Origin of the sequence: Micrococcus sp. KRD012 (assembly GCF_017168555.1) — a bacterium.
In the GTDB taxonomy this organism is placed as follows: Bacteria; Actinomycetota; Actinomycetes; order Actinomycetales; family Micrococcaceae; genus Micrococcus; species Micrococcus luteus.
In genome coordinates this window covers 337120-353756 of record NZ_JABFBB010000003.1, presented here as the reverse complement: position 1 = coordinate 353756, position 16637 = coordinate 337120, and the positions used below count along the sequence as shown (strand labels likewise).

At 72.3% G+C, this 16637-nt stretch carries 18 protein-coding genes, 1 other RNA gene and 1 pseudogene; 17 read left to right on the top strand and 3 right to left on the bottom strand.

Features of this window, described 5'->3' with window-relative positions; all coding sequences use genetic code 11:
* Positions 1–655: recombinase family protein (locus J1M37_RS02055; protein WP_206452017.1), on the top strand; the 655-nt coding region annotated here is incomplete at its 5' end.
* A gap of 736 nt (positions 656–1391) precedes the next feature.
* Here the strand turns inward: J1M37_RS02055 and J1M37_RS02050 are convergent.
* Positions 1392–2891, bottom strand: coding sequence for a recombinase family protein (locus tag J1M37_RS02050; protein WP_206452016.1), 1500 nt, complete (start codon positions 2889–2891; stop codon positions 1392–1394).
* A 36-nt stretch (positions 2892–2927) separates the two neighbouring features.
* Between J1M37_RS02050 and J1M37_RS02045 the strand changes: the two are divergent.
* From J1M37_RS02045 to ssrA, 16 genes and pseudogenes are all read left to right on the top strand, one after another.
* Positions 2928–3557 (top strand): annotated as a pseudogene (locus tag J1M37_RS02045) (ATPase, T2SS/T4P/T4SS family); the annotation flags it as partial.
* Positions 3557–4414: a type II secretion system F family protein gene (locus J1M37_RS02040; protein ID WP_206452015.1), complete on the top strand. Its 858-nt coding sequence runs from the start codon at positions 3557–3559 to the stop codon at positions 4412–4414. The pseudogene J1M37_RS02045 and the gene J1M37_RS02040, both read left to right, overlap by 1 nt.
* Positions 4411–5352, top strand: a complete 942-nt coding sequence (locus tag J1M37_RS02035; protein WP_041104286.1) for a type II secretion system F family protein — start codon at positions 4411–4413, stop codon at positions 5350–5352. Before J1M37_RS02040 ends, J1M37_RS02035 begins: the two co-directional genes overlap by 4 nt.
* An 87-nt stretch (positions 5353–5439) precedes the next feature.
* Positions 5440–5646, top strand: a complete 207-nt coding sequence (locus J1M37_RS02030; RefSeq protein ID WP_010079078.1) for a hypothetical protein — start codon at positions 5440–5442, stop codon at positions 5644–5646.
* 2 nt (positions 5647–5648) lie between these two features.
* The gene (locus J1M37_RS02025; protein ID WP_036381779.1) at positions 5649–6077 is read left to right on the top strand and encodes a TadE/TadG family type IV pilus assembly protein; all 429 of its coding nucleotides are present in this window, start codon (positions 5649–5651) and stop codon (positions 6075–6077) included.
* Positions 6061–6489: a hypothetical protein gene (locus J1M37_RS02020; RefSeq protein WP_036313982.1), complete on the top strand. Its 429-nt coding sequence runs from the start codon at positions 6061–6063 to the stop codon at positions 6487–6489. Before J1M37_RS02025 ends, J1M37_RS02020 begins: the two co-directional genes overlap by 17 nt.
* On the top strand, positions 6489–6947 hold the full coding sequence (locus J1M37_RS02015; RefSeq protein WP_129866796.1) for a pilus assembly protein TadG-related protein: 459 nt from the start codon (positions 6489–6491) through the stop codon (positions 6945–6947). The genes J1M37_RS02020 and J1M37_RS02015 overlap by 1 nt, the downstream gene beginning before the upstream one ends.
* The gene (locus tag J1M37_RS02010; RefSeq protein ID WP_036381772.1) at positions 6944–7684 is read left to right on the top strand and encodes an alpha/beta fold hydrolase; all 741 of its coding nucleotides are present in this window, start codon (positions 6944–6946) and stop codon (positions 7682–7684) included. The genes J1M37_RS02015 and J1M37_RS02010 overlap by 4 nt, the downstream gene beginning before the upstream one ends.
* A gap of 159 nt (positions 7685–7843) precedes the next feature.
* Complete coding sequence (locus tag J1M37_RS02005) at positions 7844–8998, top strand: LysM peptidoglycan-binding domain-containing protein (protein WP_129866797.1); 1155 nt, start codon at positions 7844–7846, stop codon at positions 8996–8998.
* Between the two features lie 167 nt (positions 8999–9165).
* The gene (gene prfB, locus J1M37_RS02000) at positions 9166–10287 is read left to right on the top strand and encodes a peptide chain release factor 2 (protein WP_144826078.1); all 1122 of its coding nucleotides are present in this window, start codon (positions 9166–9168) and stop codon (positions 10285–10287) included.
* Between the two features lie 217 nt (positions 10288–10504).
* Positions 10505–11572 (top strand): 2,3-butanediol dehydrogenase, encoded by a 1068-nt coding sequence (locus J1M37_RS01995; protein ID WP_206452059.1) that lies wholly within the window; start codon positions 10505–10507, stop codon positions 11570–11572.
* Positions 11573–11762: 190 nt separating this feature from the next.
* Complete coding sequence (locus tag J1M37_RS01990; protein ID WP_041104293.1) at positions 11763–12971, top strand: acetyl-CoA C-acetyltransferase; 1209 nt, start codon at positions 11763–11765, stop codon at positions 12969–12971.
* A gap of 31 nt (positions 12972–13002) precedes the next feature.
* Positions 13003–13812: a CoA transferase subunit A gene (locus J1M37_RS01985; protein ID WP_041104295.1), complete on the top strand. Its 810-nt coding sequence runs from the start codon at positions 13003–13005 to the stop codon at positions 13810–13812.
* Positions 13809–14474, top strand: a complete 666-nt coding sequence (locus J1M37_RS01980) for a CoA transferase subunit B (RefSeq protein ID WP_044659239.1) — start codon at positions 13809–13811, stop codon at positions 14472–14474. The genes J1M37_RS01985 and J1M37_RS01980 overlap by 4 nt, the downstream gene beginning before the upstream one ends.
* Before the next feature lie 129 nt (positions 14475–14603).
* Complete coding sequence (gene smpB, locus J1M37_RS01975; protein WP_044659238.1) at positions 14604–15119, top strand: SsrA-binding protein SmpB; 516 nt, start codon at positions 14604–14606, stop codon at positions 15117–15119.
* 135 nt (positions 15120–15254) lie between these two features.
* Positions 15255–15626: a transfer-messenger RNA gene (ssrA, locus tag J1M37_RS01970) on the top strand.
* Between the two features lie 79 nt (positions 15627–15705).
* Here ssrA and J1M37_RS01965 read toward each other — a convergent pair.
* Positions 15706–16152, bottom strand: coding sequence for a CrcB family protein (locus tag J1M37_RS01965; RefSeq protein ID WP_041104299.1), 447 nt, complete (start codon positions 16150–16152; stop codon positions 15706–15708).
* Positions 16149–16634 carry a FluC/FEX family fluoride channel gene (locus J1M37_RS01960; protein ID WP_041104301.1) on the bottom strand — a complete coding sequence of 162 codons (486 nt, stop codon included), beginning with the start codon at positions 16632–16634 and terminating at the stop codon, positions 16149–16151. Before J1M37_RS01960 ends, J1M37_RS01965 begins: the two co-directional genes overlap by 4 nt.
* Between the last annotated feature and the right edge of the window lie 3 nt (positions 16635–16637).

Genomic DNA, 16637 nt, shown 5'->3' with positions numbered 1-16637 from the left:
CACCCGCCCCCTAGCCCTCGCTTACATCCGCGTCTCGACCGAGGACCAGGCCGAGCACGGAGCCTCCCTCGACGCCCAGCGTGCCGCGCTCGCGGCTGAGGCTGAGCGCCGAGGCTGGGACGTCGAGGTGGTGGCGGACGCGGGCCTGTCCGGCAAGTCCCTGAAACGTCCCGGCCTGCAGTCCGCCCTGGCCCGGCTCGACCGAGGGGAGGCGGACGTGCTGCTGGCCGTCAGGCTCGACCGGGTCAGCCGGTCGGTCGCCGACTTCGCCGGGCTGCTCGACCGCTGCCAGCGTCGAGGCTGGGAGCTGGTCCTCCTGTCGCCCAACATCGACACCGCTGACCCGGCGGGCCGCTTCACAGCGAACGTGCTTGCTTCCGCCGCGCAGTACGAGCGGGAGCTGATCAGCCAGCGCACCCGGGAGGGCATGGCTCAGCGGAAGGCCGAGGGCGTCCGGTTCGGTCGCCCCAACGAGATCCCGGAGGAGGTCCGCGAGCGCATCCTCCGCATGCGTGCTGAGGGCGTCCGCGTCTCCCACATCGCCCGCACCCTGACCGAGGAGGGCGTGCCGACTGCCCGAGGCGGGGCCGTCTGGCGATCCTCGACCATCGACCGCGTGCTGGCCCAGGCCGAGCAGATGACCGCTGCAGCCTGACACTCCCTCTCCGTCCCTCTCTTCCCTTCTCCGGGACGTTCAGCCTCGAAGGGGACGCGGGCGTACCCGGGGCCCGCGCTCGCGGGAGAGGGACGGAGAAGGATGTGGAGGCCCCTGACCGGGTCAGGGGTGTCTACGCTGTGCCGCATGGACTGGGCTGAGGCGGACAAGGAGGCGGTGCGGGCCGTGGCGGACTGGTGGGGCACAGTGGACTGGGGGACCGCGCCCGATTGGCTGGCAGCGGTGGGTACGGTGGGCACGCTGGTGGCGGCCCTATGGCAGCTGCAGAGGGAGCGAGACCGAGCACGAGCGGCAGAGGAGCGGGAACGGGAACGGGCTGAACGGGAACGCCGTTCCAGGGTCCTCGGCCTAGCGATTGACGTTGGCGAGGGCGTGCGTTTCGAGCCAACCAATGGACCGTACGGAGGGGAACACGTTCGGTGCGCCAAGATCACCGTCCATAACGGTACGGCTGGGCCGCTCGTCCGCCCCTCGCTGTACGACGCCCGCATGAAGCAAATCCGGTCCTTCGGCGCTATCCGGGCGGGGGAGGCGGACGAAACGCTAGTCCCGGACGGTCACGCCCTGTTCCCGCAGGTGTGGCTGATGTTCACGGATGCGGAGGGCGGCCTCTGGCTGGCCTCCAGTGCCGGGGACCTGTTGGAAGCTGGCTCGGAGGAATTTAATCTGGTAACGGGAATTACACCTCGAAGCCGTGCAGATTCCCCTGACCGGGTCAGCCCTCAGCCCAACGCGCCAGCTCCTCCTGCGACGGCTCAGGCAGAGGACCCACCTGATCCGGGTGCCGCCAGCTGAACGTCAGGCGGGAGGTGTCGAGGCCGCGCCCGGTGCGCCCTCGCCGTACGGTGATGCGCTCCAGGGCGTCGTCCAGCACGGCCCGCTGAGCCTCGACGCCTTCGGCCTCGGCCCACGCCTCAGCGAAGAACCCCGCATCTTCGTACCGGAGCTCCGTTCTGGGAGCCTCAGCACGCTTCTGGTCACGCAGGTCCAGCAGGGCGTCCTGCTTCTGCTGGAGGCGGCGTCGAGCGGCCCGGTCAGGGGCGTCACGGATCGCGGCATCGAGCTCATCCAGCCGCGCCTCGATCTCGGGAAGCACTGCCGCCCCGCTCTCGTAGACCTCCCTGACCGGGGTCCAGCGGACGTGCTCGCCCTTGGCCCAGAGGAACTGTTCGACTACGTAGTCCTGGATGCGGCTGATGGTCTGGTGGCAGCGGGGGCAGGAGTACGACTCGCGGCCCTGGGTGGTGCCCCGGTGCATGCGGGCGTCGCACACTCCGCACCACACCAGGCCCGAGAGCAGCGCCGAGGTCTTCGAGCGGAGGGCGTGGGGCTTGGCGCGGGGGGAGTCGTTGTTGTCGAGTGCCGCTACCATCGCCCGCCACTCAGTCGGCGTCATGACGGCCACAGCGGGGTCCACCACGGGGAGGCCGTTCTCGTCTCGGAGGACGTCTGAGCCGCGCTCCTTGGAGGAGTTGCCGGGGTTGTAGGGGACCATGCCGGCCAGCACCGGATTCCTCAGCAGCCGCTCGACGGTCGTGTAGGCCCACCCGGTGCTCTTGCGGCGGGACTGCGAGGCGCGGGGGAGCGGGGCACCTACCTCATCCAGCCACTGCACGACGGAGTAGAGGGTGGCCCCACCCCTGACCCGGTCAGCGGCCCCCCGCACGTACTCGACGCGCTCAGGATCCTGGGCGAGGACGTATCCGGCCCCGTCAGGGTTGGGCAACGCGCGCCAGCCGTAGGGCACCGTCCCACCCGGGAGCCGCCCGTTCTGGAGCAGGTGCCGACGGGCGGCGGTCACGCGGTCACTGATGGCCTCGGCCTCCAACTGTGCGAAACCCGCCAGCACCCCCGCCACGATCTGCCCCACCGTCGAGGACATGTCCAGGTTGTCGCCGATTGAGACAAGCGCTCGGCCTCGGTCCTGCAGGTCCGTGACGGCGTCCCAGAAGTCCCGGATGCGTCGGGCCACACGGTCAATCTTCCAGACGATGACGTACTCGTGGGGGCGGTCGTAGCTCAGCAACGCGGTCCACCCTGACCGGGCCTGAGGGCTGTTGTGCGTGGCGCTCACACCGTCGTCGGTGAACACCTCGACGACCTCCCAGCCGCGTGAGGCGGCGTACTGCCGGGCGGACTCGACCTGACGATCGACCGAGACGGACTCCTCTTTGGTCACGGAGATACGGGCGTAGATGACGGCGCGGTGGGGCATGGAGCTCAGCCTAGCCGTGAACGTTGGTGTTTCTCAGCTGGCCCTACCCAGGCGGGCAAGACCACCCTGCTCAACTGCCTGGCTTCGGCCATCGGCCCGCGGGAGCGGGTGATCACCGTGGAGGAGATCTTCGAGCTGCAGATCCCGGTGCGCGACGTCGTCGGGCTGCAGTGCCGCCAGCCGAACCTGGAGGGCCACGGCGAGATCCCGCTGCGCCGCCTCGTCAAGGAGGCGCTGCGGATGCGCCCGGACCGCCTGATCGTCGGCGAGGTGCGCGAGGCCGAGGCACTGGACATGCTCGTGGCGCTGAACTCCGGCCTGGCCGGCATGTGCACGATCCACGCGAACTCGGCCGCGGACGCGCTCACGAAGCTCTGCACGCTGCCGCTGCTGGCCGGGGAGAACATCTCCCGGGACTTCGTCGTCCCGACGGTCGCCACGTGCATCGACGTCGTCGTGCACTGCGAGCGCGACCGTCAGGGCCGCCGGCGGGTGCGGGAGATCCTCACCGTCGGCTCACGGGTGGAGGGCGGGGTCATCGAGACGTCGGCGCTCTTCCAGCGTGACGCCGAGGGCGACCTGCGCCTCAACGAGGGTGCGAACCTGGAGTTCGAGGCGCTCGCCCGTCGCGGCGTGGACGTCCACGAGCTGGTGGGGCTGCGCTGATGGCCGCGCTGCTGGGGCTCGCGCTCGGCTGCGGCCTGTTCCTGCTGTGGTGGTCCCTCTGGTCCCCTCCCACGGAGAAACCCGGGGCCGCCCGCCCCGACTCGCGCCTGCGTGTGCTGATCGCCCAGTCCGGCATCCAGCGTCTCAGCCCGGCCGGCGTCGTGTCCGCCATGGCCGTCGGCGGTCTCGTGGTCGGGCTGCTCGTCCTGTCGCTGACCAGTACGTGGACCATCGCCGCGTGCTTCGCCGTCTTCGGCGCGGCCGTGCCCTGGCTGCTGTTGTCCTGGCAGGCCCGCCGGCGGTCCACGGCACTGCGCGAGCTGTGGCCGGACGCGATCGACCACGCCCGGTCGGCCATCCGCGCGGGCCTGACTCTCCCGGAGGCGCTCATCCAGCTCGGGGAGACCGGGCCGGAGGGGCTGCGCGAGCCGTTCCAGCAGTTCGCCCGGGACTACCGGGCCGGAGCCCGCTTCGTGGACGCACTGGACCGGCTCAAGGCCCGGATGGCCGACCCCGTCGCGGACCGCCTGGTGGTCTCGCTGCGCCTGACCCGCGAGGTCGGCGGCGCCGACATCGGCCGTCTGCTGCAGACCCTCTCCGAGTTCCTCCGGCAGGACGCCCGCATCCGCGCCGAGCTCGAGGCCCGGCAGTCGTGGACCGTGAACGCGGCCCGGTTGGCGGTGTGCGCCCCGTGGCTCGTGCTCCTGCTGCTGGGGACCCAGCCCGCCGCGGTCGCGGCCTACCGGTCCGCCGCCGGCGGGACCGTGCTCCTCGCCGGCATGGTGGCCTCCGTCGTCTGCTACCGCGTCATGCTCCGCATCGGCGCGCTGCCCCGGGAGAAGCGGGTGTTCGCATGACGTCCGCGCTGATCTGGGCCGCGCTCCTGGGCCTCACCCTCGGGGCGGGACTGCTCCTCATCCTGGTCACCCAGCCGGTGGGCTGGCGCCCCAGCCTCGAGCAACGGGTCGAACCGCAGCTGCGCCACCACATCCCGGCCTCCCGCCTCCTCGAGGAGGAACGTGCGGGCGCCTCACCCTGGGGAGCGTGGGGACGCATCCTCGATCCCGTGGTGCAGGCCGGAGTCGGCTGGGTCCAGCGCATCTCCCCGGGCGGGGTGGCGCTCGACCGCAAGCTGGCCGCCGCGGGGCTCGCGGTCACGTCGACGGACTTCCGTGCCCAGCAGGTCCTGAGCGGAGCCGCGGGGGCCGCCGTGGCGGCCGTCCTCGCGCTCAGCCTCACCGTCACGGGCCGCGTGCCGGTGATCACGGGGGTCGCCCTCGTGATCGCCGGCGGCATGGCCGGGTTCCTGCTCCGGGAGCAGCTGCTCTCCCTGCGGGTGCGACGGCGGCGCGAGGCCATCCTCTCCGAGTTCCCGTCCGTGGCCGAGCTGTTCGCGCTCTCGGTGGGCGCGGGGGAGAGCGCCGCCGGAGCGCTCGAACGCATCGCGGGGACGGCGCGCGGGGAGCTGGCCGGCGAGTTCCGCACCACGCTCGCCGACATGCGTGCCGGGGCGTCGCTGTCCGCGGCGCTCAAGGCCATGGGACGGCGCGTGCAGCTGGCCCCCGTCGAACGGTTCATCGGGGGCGTGCTCATCGCGCTCGACCGCGGCACGCCCCTCGCCGACGTCCTGCGCGCGCAGGCCCAGGACGTGCGTGAGATGGGTCGCCGCGAGCTCATGGAGGCCGCCGGCCGGAAGGAGATACAGATGATGGTGCCCCTCGTGTTCGGCATCCTCCCGCTCACGGTGATCTTCGCCGTCTTCCCCGGCATCTCCCTGATGCGCCTGGGGTTCTGAAGACCCACAACTGAATAGTCCATCCATCCACCCACGATCACCATCCACTCCGGCCGCACGGGCGGCCGGCCACCCGAGGAGGGGACCATGCTCCACCACCACGCCATCACCGTCCTGGCCGCCCTGCGCGCCCTCATCCACGACGACGTCCGCGACGAGCGCGGCGACGTCCCCGGCTGGGTGATGATCACCCTCATGTCCGCCGTGCTCGTGGCCGGCCTGCTGGCCCTCGCCCTGCCGGCGCTCCAGGGACTGTTCAACCAGGCCATCTCCCAGGTGTCCCAGGGCGGCTGAGCATGCCCCGGGGTGCTGCCCACGGCGCGCAGGCGCCCCGTGGCGGCCACACGGGTGTCCGCTGGCGGGACGACCGGGGCGCCGCGGTGGCCGAGTCCACCATGGTGATGACCCTGGTCGTCCTGCTCTTCGCGGCGCTGCTCCAGGCCGGCGTCGTGATCCACACGCGCAACGTGATGATCGACGCCGCCTCCGCCGGCGCCCGGTACGGGGCGCTCGCGGACCGGAGCCCCGAGGACGGCGTCCAGCGGGCTCGGGAGCTGCTCTCGGCCGGCGTGCCCGGCCAGTCCGGGGCCGACGTCGCCGCGGAGCTCACCAGCCAGGACGGGGTCCCGGTCCTGCGCGTCACGGTCTCGAGCTCGCTGCCCGGCCTGGGGTTCCTGCCGGGCCCGATCCCCGTGGAGGTGAGCGGTCATGCGTTCCGTCAATGACGTCCGCGACGAGCGGGGAGCGGCCACGGTCGAATTCCTGGGCCTCACCCTCGTCCTGTTGATCCCCGTGGTGTACCTGATGATCTACGTCTCCCAGGTCCAGGCCGCGGCGTTCGCCTCGGTCGCCGCCGCTGACCAGGCCGTCAAGGCCGTGGTCGCCGAGGCTGATCACCCCAGCGCAGGCGCCGCCCACGCCACCGTCGAGCTCACGCTGGCCGACTACGGCGTGGGCGCCGGCCAGTACGACCTGACCGTCGGCTGCGATCAGGGCGGCTGTGGCACGCTCGAACCGGGCGAGGTCGTCGCCGTGCGGGTGGACGTGGGGGTGCCCGTCCCTCTCACGCCGGCAGCGTGGTCGCTGACCCCCGTGACGGTGGGTTCCGACGCCCGGCAGACTGTGCCGAGGTTCTGATGCGCCGCCGCCTCACCGCTCGCCTGGGTCACGACGACGGGCAGACCACCGTCCTCACCGTCGGCCTGTGCGCCGTGCTCGTGGCCCTCATGCTGGTCATGCTCGCGGTCACCACCGTGCAGTTGCAGCACCGCCGCCTGCAGTCGCTCGCGGACTCGGCTGCCATCGCCGGGGCAGAGGAGCTCGGCTTCCGGCTGGGGGAGGACCCGGGCGTCGTGCTCGCCGACGACGACGTCGCCGCCTCCGCCAGCGCACACCTCGCGGCCGTCGGTGCCCAGGAGGCCGTGCCCGGGCTCGGCGGGATGAACGCCCGCGTGGCCGACGACGGCACCACCGTCGTCGTCACCCTCGACGCCCGGGCCGATCTGTTCGCCATGACCGGCCCGTTCGCGGGGACACTGCCCCTGTCGGTCCCCCTCGAGGCGACGGGCAGCAGTCGCACTAGCCTGGCCCGGTGATCCGCTTCCTCCACGGCATCGGTGGCCGGCCCGCCCACTTCGAGCCCCTTGCTGACGCCCTCGGCGCCGTGGCCGACCTCGCCGCCTCGCCCGCCCTGCCCGGCCACCCGGGCACGGACGCCGGCGGTCAGGGCCGCCCCCGGGCCGCACGGCCGGCGACCGATGCGGACCCCGTCCTCGACGCCGCCCGCACCTGGGCGGCGCAGGCCGGCCCCGTGCCGGGGCTGCTGATCGGCCACAGCACGGGCGGGGTCATCGCGCTGCGCGCCGTCGCCGACGGGCTGGTGCGGCCCCGCGCCCTCGTGGTCATCTACTCGAACGTCCCGGTGACGGACACCGCCCTGGCCGCCCGGGCGGCCAAGGCCCGCCTCGCCGCCCGCCCGGACTGGCGGAGCGTGCTCCGCGCCTCGCTCGCGCGGGACCTCCTCGTCCCGGAGCCGTGGCGCGAGCGGATCCTGACCGACCTGGACGCCACGCCGGACCATCCGATGCGCGAGCTCTGGGCCGCCGTCCTCGCCGCGGACACCCGTGCCCTCTGGGCCGGCATCACCGTCCCGACGCTATACGTGCGCAGCACCCGGGACGTCCACCAACGGGACCTGGACGCGGTCACGCAGCACGCCACCGTCGTCGATGTCAGCACGGGCCACTGGCCGCACGTCACGGAGCCCGAGGCCGTCGCGGCGGCGATCCGCCGCTGGCACGCGACCGTGGCCACCCAGGCTTCCCACCGCTGACCGCGCGCCCGCCGCCGACCGATCATGTGTGCCCCTCCGAAGCGGGCAACGCGTCGAGACGTCCCGCGCGCCGTACACTGATCTGACCGCATCCGGTGTGACGCACGTCTCGAGTGGTCAGTCCGGCGGAAGCCCGTCCTCCCCGCCTGAAAGCCCCGCATGAACCGCTCCATCCTCGGCACGCGCCTCGGCGCCTCCGTCCTCGTCGTCGCCGCCCTGGTCTCCGCGGCCCCGGCCGCCCCGGCGGTCACCTCCACCTCCGGGACGACGACCACCACCGCGACCACAGGGCTCGCGCCGGGCACCTACCTGGCCCAGTCTGGGGACACGTGGGCGTACATCGCCCCACGCGTGGGCGTCGAACTCGCGGACCTGCTCCGTGCCAACGGCGCCACGACCAGCACCGCGATCCGCGCCGGCCAACCCCTCGTCCTTCCGGCCGTTTCGAAGCACCTGCCGGCCACCTCGCGCACCGGCACCCCCTACTCCGGGCCGATGGCCCCCTCCTCGGCCGGTCGCCGGGTGACCGTGATCGGCGACTCCATCGCCCTCGGCGCGGCGTCCCTGATGAACCTCGAAATGCCGGGCCTGACCATCGACGCCCGCGAGGGCCGCACCTTCGCCCAGGGCCTGACACGCCTGGCCGAGCTCAAGCAGGCCGGCCGCCTCGGTGACGTCGTCGTGCTCGGCCTCGGCGTGAACGACGGCGGTGCCACGGCCACCCAGGTCCGCCAGGCGATGAACCTCGTCGGGACCGGACGCACACTCGTGCTGGTCACGGCCTCCGGCCCGGTCGCCTGGGAGACGTCCACCAACACGGCGATGCGCAACCTCGCCGCCACCTACCCCAGCCGCGTGGTGGTGGCGGACTGGAAGCGAGCCTCGGCCTACGTGACGGACTTCCGCGAGGACCGCATCCACCCCCGCGGGCAGGGTGCGAGCGTTTACGCGCGTCTGGTCCGCCTCGCCGTGGACACCGCGCCGGTGCTGCGGTCCACGACACCCCGGACCGTCACGGTCCAGGCCGGCGACACCCTGAGCCTCATCGCCATCCGCTACGGGGTTACCGGCGGCTGGCAGGCGCTGGCCACCCTCAACAAGATCTCCGACCCGTACGTGATCCGCATCGGCCAGACCCTGCTGCTGCCCACCACCTCCACCACGACGACGCCGGCCACCTACACCGTGCTCCCCGGCCAGGGCTGGTACGCGGTGTCCCGCGCCACGGGCGTCCCGGTCGCCCAGCTGCTCAGCCTGAACGGCGCCACGTTGACCACCGAGATCCACCCGGGCCAGCGGCTGCGCCTCCGCTGACCAGACGGGGACGGTGGGCCGGCGGCCCTCCGGCGACCCACCTTCCCGAACCCCACCTGCTCCCCACCGCACCGCTGTTCCTGGACGTCGCGCGGGTCTCGGCCCGGGAGGACTCGTCGTCACCGGCCGCGACCGGCGTCCACCCCACGCGGTAGGCTGGCCGAATCATGGCTGACACTGACTTCTCCGCGGAGATCGACTCCCTGCGCCACACCCTGGCCTCCATCGAGCAGGTCTCGGACCTCGACCGCATCAAGGCGGACATCGCCGAACTGGAGCAGCAGGCCTCCGCACCGGACCTCTGGGACGACCCGGAGGAGGCCCAGAAGGTCACCTCCAAGCTCTCCCACCGTCAGACTGACCTCAAGCGCATCACCTCCCTGGAGAGCCGCATCGAGGACCTGGAGACCATGGTCGAGCTCGCCGCGGAGGAGGACGAGCCCTCCCTCCTCGACGACGCGAACCAGGAGCTGACCTCCATCCGCAAGGCCCTGGAGGAACTCGAGGTCGTCACGCTGCTCAGCGGTGAGTACGACCAGCGCGACGCCGTCGTGACCATCCGCGCGGGCGCCGGCGGCGTGGACGCGGCCGACTTCGCCGAGACCCTCATGCGCATGTACCTGCGCTGGGCCGAGCAGCGCGGCTGGTCCACCAAGGTCATGGACACCTCCTACGCGGAGGAGGCCGGCCTGAAGTCCGTCACCTTCGAGGTCAACGCGCCCTTCGCGTTCGGCACCCTCTCCGTGGAGGCCGGCACGCACCGCCTCGTGCGCATCAGCCCCTTCGACAACCAGGGCCGCCGCCAGACGTCCTTCGCGGCGGTCGAGGTGGTGCCGCTGATCGAATCGGACGACTCCATCGAGATCCCCGAGTCCGACATCAAGGTGGACGTGTTCCGCTCCTCGGGCCCCGGCGGCCAGTCCGTGAACACCACGGACTCCGCCGTCCGCATGACGCACCTGCCCACCGGCATCGTCGTGTCCATGCAGAACGAGAAGTCGCAGATCCAGAACCGTGCCGCCGCCCTGCGCGTGCTCCAGTCCCGTCTGCTGCTGCTGCGCAAGGCCGAGGAGGACGCGAAGAAGAAGGAGATGGCCGGCGACGTCAAGGCGTCCTGGGGCGATCAGATGCGCTCCTACGTGCTGAACCCGTACCAGATGGTCAAGGACCTGCGCACAGGCCACGAAGAGGGCAACCCCTCCTCCGTGTTCGACGGCCACATCGACGATTTCGTGGATGCCGGGATCCGCTGGCGCGCCGAGCAGGTCAAGGCCGCCCAGGAGGACTGAGTCCCGCGGCGCGGCCCCGCCGCCCGGGCCACCACGACGCCGGCCCGCACCTCCGCAGTGAGGCGCGGGCCGGCGTCGTCGTTCAAGCCCCCGCAGGGGCCTCGGGCCTGGCCCGGGAGACCGGCCCGGTGGGATGCTCGAAGCACCGGGCAGGCGCCCCCGCGCTCCGGTCCGGCACCAGACTCCATCCCCACCCAGGAGGTCGACCAGCATGACCATGCGCGCCGCCCGTTGGCACGGCAAGAAGGACATCCGCATCGAGGAGATCGACTCGCCCACGGCCGGTCCGGGGCAGGTCCTCGTGGACGTCGCGTGGTGCGGCATCTGCGGCACGGACCTGCACGAGTACCTCGAGGGCCCGATCTTCATCCCGCCGGCCGGACACCCGCACCCGATCTCCGGTGACGACGCCCCCGTCACGCTCGGCCACGAGATGTCTGGCACCGTCGCCGCCCTGGGCGAGGGCGTCACGGACCTCGAGGTCGGCCAGAAGGTCGTCGTGGAGCCGTACATCGTGCGCGAGGAGGACCGGGACCGACCGGACTACAACCTCGCGCCGGACATGAACTTCATCGGCCTGGGCGGCGACGGCGGCGGACTGGCCGAGCAGATCGCGGTGCAGCGCCGCTGGGTCCACCCGGTGGCCGACTCCGTGCCCCTCGACCAGGCCGCGCTCATCGAGCCGCTCTCCGTGGCCCACCACGCGTGGGTGCGGGCCGGCCCTCCGACGTCGGGCGTGGCGCTGATCGGCGGCGCCGGCCCCATCGGCGCGCTCACCGCGGCCGTGCTCAAGGGCAAGGGCCTGACGGTGTACGTCTCCGAGCTCTCCGAGCTGCGCCGCCGGAAGGTGCTCGAGGCCGGCGTGGTAGACGAGGCATTCGACCCCCGCGAGGTGGACGTGCCCGCGAAGATCCGCGAGCTGCACGACGGCCAGGGCGCGGACGTGGGCTTCGAGTGCACCTCGGTGGACGTGGTGCTGGACATGCTGCTGGACGCGGTGCGTCCCGGCGGGGTGATCGTCAACGAGTCCATCTGGGGCCACGAGCCCGCCGTGGCCCTGCACAAGCTGGTGATGAAGGAGATCGACCTGCGCGGCACCATCGCGTACGCGAACGACCACGCGGACACCATCCGCATGGTCGAGGACGGCGCCGTGGACCTCGCGCCGTTCATCACCGGCAAGATCGGCCTCGACGACCTGGTCGACCAGGGCTTCGAGACCCTCATCCACCACAACGAGACGGCCGTGAAGATCCTCGTCTCGCCCACCGGCCAGGGCCTCTGAGGCTCCGGCCCGATCCCCGGACGTCCCGACGACGGCCCGCACCCGCGCGCTGCGGGTGCGGGCCGTCGTGGTCCCTGTGCCGCGGCGCGCCGTCACAGACGCGTCGCTCCCTGGCGCGCCTGTGACCGGGGTCATAGACTGCATTTGAGTGAATCGTGATGAACCGAGTTGAACGTCCCAGGAGGACCGCATGACCGCCGAGCTGCCCCAGCCTCAGCCCACCGATGCCGTGATCGTGGGCGGTGCCCGCACGCCCTTCACCCGGCTGCTCTCGCAGCAGGCCGACCTGCGCGCCGTGGACCTGGGCGCCCACGCGATCACGCACGCGCTCGAGCGCGCCGGCGTGGCCCCCGAGGACGTGGACATGGTCTACATGGGCCAGGTCGTGCAGGCTGGCGCGGGCCAGAACCCGGCCCGCCAGTCCGCGCTCGCCGCGGGCATCCCGTTGAACGTCCCGGCCATGACGATCAACAAGGTGTGCCTGTCCGGCCTCACCGCCGTGATCGACGCCGCCCGTCTCATCCGCCTCGGCGAGGCGGACGTGGTGGTGGCCGGCGGTCAGGAGTCCATGACCAACGCCCCGCACCTGCTGCCCGGCGCGCGCAAGGGCTTCAAGTACGGCCCGGCCACCATGCTCGACGCCGTCGCGTGGGACGGCCTCACCGACTCCCTGAGCCACGAGGCCATGGGCGAGCTGACCGAGTCCGGCAACGGCGAGCGGAACATCGCCCGCGCCGAGCAGGACGAGGTCGCCGCGGCCTCGCACCAGCGGGCCGCCCGGGCCCAGTCCGAGGGCGTCTTCGAGGGCGAGATCGCCCCGGTGGAGATCCCGCAGCGCAAGGGCGACCCGCTGGTCGTCTCCCAGGACGAAGGGGTCCGCCCGGACACGACCGCCGAGTCGCTGGGCGCCCTGCGCCCGGCGTTCGCGAAGGACGGCACCATCACGGCCGGCAACTCCTCGCCCCTGTCCGACGGCGCCGCCGCCCTCGTGGTGACCTCGCGGGCCTTCGCCGAGGAGAAGGGCCTGACGATCCTCGCCACGGTGGGCGCACCCGGCCAGACCGCCGGCCCGGACAGCTCGCAGCTGCACTCGCAGCCTTCGGACGCGATCGCCGCGGCGGTGCGGAAGCAGGGCTGGGACGTGGCCGACCTTGACTTCATCGAGATCAACGAGGCGTTCGGCGCGGTGGCCGTGCAGTCCCTGCGCGACCTCGGCTACCCGCACGAGAAGACCAACATCCACGGCGGCGCCATCGCCCTGGGCCACCCGATCGGCGCCTCCGGCGCCCGGCTGGCCCTGCACGCCGCCCTCGAGCTCGACCGGCGCGACGGCGGCCGCGCGGCCGTCTCGCTCTGCGGCGGCGGCGGCCAGGGCGAGGCCCTGATCCTCTTCCGCTGACAGACCGCCCCTGACAGAAAGGACCCCGGACATGGCTCTCGACAAGACCGTGGCCACGCCCGCCGAGGCGGTGGCGGACGTGCCGGACGGCGCGTCCCTGGCCGTCGGCGGCTTCGGGCTCTCCGGCAACCCCGTGCAGCTCATCGAGGCCCTGCTCGAGCAGGGCGCCACGGACCTGTCCGTCGTCTCCAACAACTGCGGCGTGGACGGCTGGGGCCTGGGCATCCTGCTCGGCGCGCGCCGGCTGCGGAAGATGACCTCCTCCTATGTGGGGGAGAACAAGGAGTTCGCCCGCCAGTACCTCAAGGGCGAGCTCGAGGTGGAGCTCGTCCCGCAGGGCACCCTCGCGGAGAAGCTCCGCGCCGGCGGCGCCGGCATCCCGGCGTTCTACACCCGCTCCGGCGTCGGCACCCAGGTGGCCGAAGGCGGCCTGCCCATGCGCTACGACGCGGACGGCACCGTGGTGAAGTCCTCGCAGGCCAAGCCCACGGACACGTTCGTGCTCGGCGAGGGCTACCTCAGCCAGACCCCGGACGAGCCCGAGACCTATGTGCTCGAACGCTCCATCGTCACCGACTTCTCCCTCGTGCACGCGTGGAAGGGCGACCGCCACGGCAACCTCGTGTTCCGCAAGGCCACCCGCCAGTTCGGCCCGCCCGCGGCCATGGCCGGCCGCGTGTGCATCGCGCAGGTGGAGGAGCTCGTCGAGCCCGGCGAGATCGACCCGGATGACGTGCACCTGCCCGGTGTCTTCGTGCACCGGATCGTGGAGGTCGGCACGGACATCGAGAAGCGGATCGAGAAGCGCACCGTGCGCGCGTCGGGGGAGGGGCGGGCATGAGCGAGCAGACCACCGGGCGTCCCCAGGGCCTGAGCCGCGACCAGATGGCGGCCCGCGCCGCGCAGGAGCTGCCGGACGGCGCCTACGTCAACCTCGGCATCGGCATGCCCACGCTGATCCCCAACCACATCCCCGCCGGGCGGTCCGTGGTGCTGCAGTCCGAGAACGGCATCCTCGGCACGGGCCCGTACCCCACGGAGGACGCCGTGGACCCGGACCTGATCAACGCGGGCAAGGAGACCGTCACCGTGAACCCGGGGGCGTCCTTCTTCGACTCCGCGCTGAGCTTCGGCATGATCCGCGGCGGCAAGATCGACGTCGCCGTCCTGGGCGGCATGGAGGTCTCCGCCGCGGGCGACCTGGCCAACTGGATGGTGCCCGGCAAGATGGTCAAGGGCATGGGCGGTGCGATGGACCTCGTCCACGGCGCCGGCCGCGTGATCGTCATGATGGACCACGTGTCCAAGGACGGCACCCCCAAGATCGTCGACCAGTGCACCCTGCCGCTGACCGGCCGCGCCGTCGTCGACCGCATCATCACGGACCTGGCCGTGATCGACGTCGTCGGCACCCCGGAACAGCCCCGCCTGGCGCTCGTGGAGACCGCGCCCGGCATCACCGAGGAGCAGGTCCGCGCGCTCACCGGCGCGCCGCTGGACTGAGCCGACGACGCCGCCCCGCGGCCCCGGCGCACCGCCTCGGCGGGCATCGGGCCGGCACGGGATAGACTGGACGGCCGCGCCCTGATCGGGGCGCGGCCGTCGCCGTGGACGCTGGAAGGACGTGAGGCCATGGGCAAGAACAGCAAGGGCAAGGCCGCCAAGCAGCCGGCCCCCGGCGAGCGCCAGGTGATCGCCAACAACAAGAAGGCGCGCCACGACTACACCATCCTCGACACGTACGAGGCCGGCATGGTGCTCACCGGCACCGAGGTGAAGTCGCTGCGCGAGGGCAAGGCCTCGCTCGTGGACGGCTTCGCGGTCTTCTACCGGGACGAGCTGTGGCTCGAGCAGGTCTACATCCCGGAGTACCTCAACGGCTCGTGGACCAACCACGCCGCCCGCCGCCGCCGCAAGCTGCTGCTGCACCGCGCCGAGCTGACGAAGATCTCCCGCCAGATCCAGGATCCGGGCCTGACCATCGTGCCGCTGTCCCTGTACTTCCTGAACGGGCGCGTGAAGGTGGAGATCGGCGTCGCGCGCGGCAACCGCGAATACGACAAGCGGCACAAGCTGCGCGAGCAGCAGGACAACCGCGAGGCCCAGCGGGCCATGCGGATGCGCAACCGGCGCGCCGGCGTGGCCTGAGCGCGGTGGACCCCTTGGGAATGCCTCGGGGGCGTGCTACGTTGTATCTCTCGCAGGGCCGGTTTCAGGACCGGCGGGCCTCGCGCCCTCCGCCTGCAGTGGTGATTGACAACCTCATAGAGGAGTCGCCCCCATGGGGCCGATCGGTTTCGACGGTGTGTGTCGCGTCGGGAGAAGCGGGCCGAGGATGCAGAGTCATCTCGTCAAACGCTCTCTGCAAACCAATAAGTGCCGAATCCAAGCGCACTGACTTCGCTCTCGCTGCCTGATCAGTGATCGAGTCCGTCACCCCGAGGTCGCTGTCGCCTCGGATCGTGGCGTCAGCTAGATAGCCACTGGGCGTCACCCTCGCCGGGGGTCGTGACGCCGACATCAATCCGGCTGGGTCCGGGTTGGCCGCCCGTCTGCGGGACGGCCAGGACCGAGCAACACCCACAGCAGACTGCGCCCGGAGAAGACCTGGCAACACCTCATCGGACGCGGGTTCAATTCCCGCCGGCTCCACTCACCACCACGGGAAGGCCCCGGAATCACCCCGATTCCGGGGCCTTCGTCGTGTCCATGCCGGTGTGCGGCGGCCCGCCCCTCAGCCGGCCAGGACGGCGTGCAGGCCCAGGCCGGCGCCCCAGCCGACGACGACGGCCACCAGCCCCAGCCCCAGATGCGCGGTCCACAGGCGGGCGGCTGTGCCCCATCGACGGGCGAGCGCGGCGTCAGCCGCCTCAGCGGCCACGGTGGACCACGTCCCCAGGGCGAGGCAGAACCCGGACACCACGGCGGACACCGCCGCGACGAGCACGAGCCCCTGCCCGTCGCCCCAGCTCTCGGAGGCGTACACCAGCTCCGGCACGGCCAGGCCGACGGTGACGCCGAGGAGCAGGGCCGCCGTCGTGTTGGCGGTGAGCAGACCCCGGGGGCCGAGCCGGTCGGTCAGGCGCCGGCGCACCAGGGCGCCGAGCGCCCCGCCCGCCGCGAGGCAGGCCAGGAGGGCCACCTGGAGGAGAGCGAAGACCTCGTATCCCGCGCCGCTCATGCGTCCTCCGCCGAACGATCCGTCCCGACCGCGCGCGACCCCGGGGCGCCACCGGCGCGCAGGCCGAGCACGGCCGCCGCCGTCGAGAGTGCAGCCATCAGCGCGAGCACCAGCAGCACCGCTACCGCCGCGGCGAGGACGCCACCCGCCCCGGACGCCGCGGCGCCCAGCCGCACCGGCCACAGCACCAGGGCGACGGCGCTGGAGATGGTGGTGAACGCACCGAGGAAGCCGGTTCCCAGCCCCGCCACCAGGCGTGGACGCCAGTCCGGCCCGCGGCGTCGCGAGGCCGCCCACAGCAGGCCGAGCAGGAACGAGCCGAGCACGTTCACCACGAACAGCGGCAGGGCCTGGACCAGCACGTCGACCGCCCCGAACGCGGCGCCGAACGTGCCGCGGAAGTTGGGCGCCCCGGCCAGCGCGGTCACCGCGTTCATCACCCCCGCACCGCACAGCACGCCCGCGGCACCGCCGAGGGCCACCGC

Coding starts and splice junctions, on each gene's coding strand:
- J1M37_RS02050 (WP_206452016.1), bottom strand. CDS start 2,891: ATGCCCCACCGCGCCGTCATCTACGCCCGTATCTCCGTGACCAAAGAG.
- J1M37_RS02040 (WP_206452015.1), top strand. CDS start 3,557: ATGGCCGCGCTGCTGGGGCTCGCGCTCGGCTGCGGCCTGTTCCTGCTG.
- J1M37_RS02035 (WP_041104286.1), top strand. CDS start 4,411: ATGACGTCCGCGCTGATCTGGGCCGCGCTCCTGGGCCTCACCCTCGGG.
- J1M37_RS02030 (WP_010079078.1), top strand. CDS start 5,440: ATGCTCCACCACCACGCCATCACCGTCCTGGCCGCCCTGCGCGCCCTC.
- J1M37_RS02025 (WP_036381779.1), top strand. CDS start 5,649: ATGCCCCGGGGTGCTGCCCACGGCGCGCAGGCGCCCCGTGGCGGCCAC.
- J1M37_RS02020 (WP_036313982.1), top strand. CDS start 6,061: ATGCGTTCCGTCAATGACGTCCGCGACGAGCGGGGAGCGGCCACGGTC.
- J1M37_RS02015 (WP_129866796.1), top strand. CDS start 6,489: ATGCGCCGCCGCCTCACCGCTCGCCTGGGTCACGACGACGGGCAGACC.
- J1M37_RS02005 (WP_129866797.1), top strand. CDS start 7,844: ATGAACCGCTCCATCCTCGGCACGCGCCTCGGCGCCTCCGTCCTCGTC.
- prfB (WP_144826078.1), top strand. CDS start 9,166: ATGGCTGACACTGACTTCTCCGCGGAGATCGACTCCCTGCGCCACACC.
- J1M37_RS01995 (WP_206452059.1), top strand. CDS start 10,505: ATGCGCGCCGCCCGTTGGCACGGCAAGAAGGACATCCGCATCGAGGAG.
- J1M37_RS01990 (WP_041104293.1), top strand. CDS start 11,763: ATGACCGCCGAGCTGCCCCAGCCTCAGCCCACCGATGCCGTGATCGTG.
- J1M37_RS01985 (WP_041104295.1), top strand. CDS start 13,003: ATGGCTCTCGACAAGACCGTGGCCACGCCCGCCGAGGCGGTGGCGGAC.
- J1M37_RS01980 (WP_044659239.1), top strand. CDS start 13,809: ATGAGCGAGCAGACCACCGGGCGTCCCCAGGGCCTGAGCCGCGACCAG.
- smpB (WP_044659238.1), top strand. CDS start 14,604: ATGGGCAAGAACAGCAAGGGCAAGGCCGCCAAGCAGCCGGCCCCCGGC.
- J1M37_RS01965 (WP_041104299.1), bottom strand. CDS start 16,152: ATGAGCGGCGCGGGATACGAGGTCTTCGCTCTCCTCCAGGTGGCCCTC.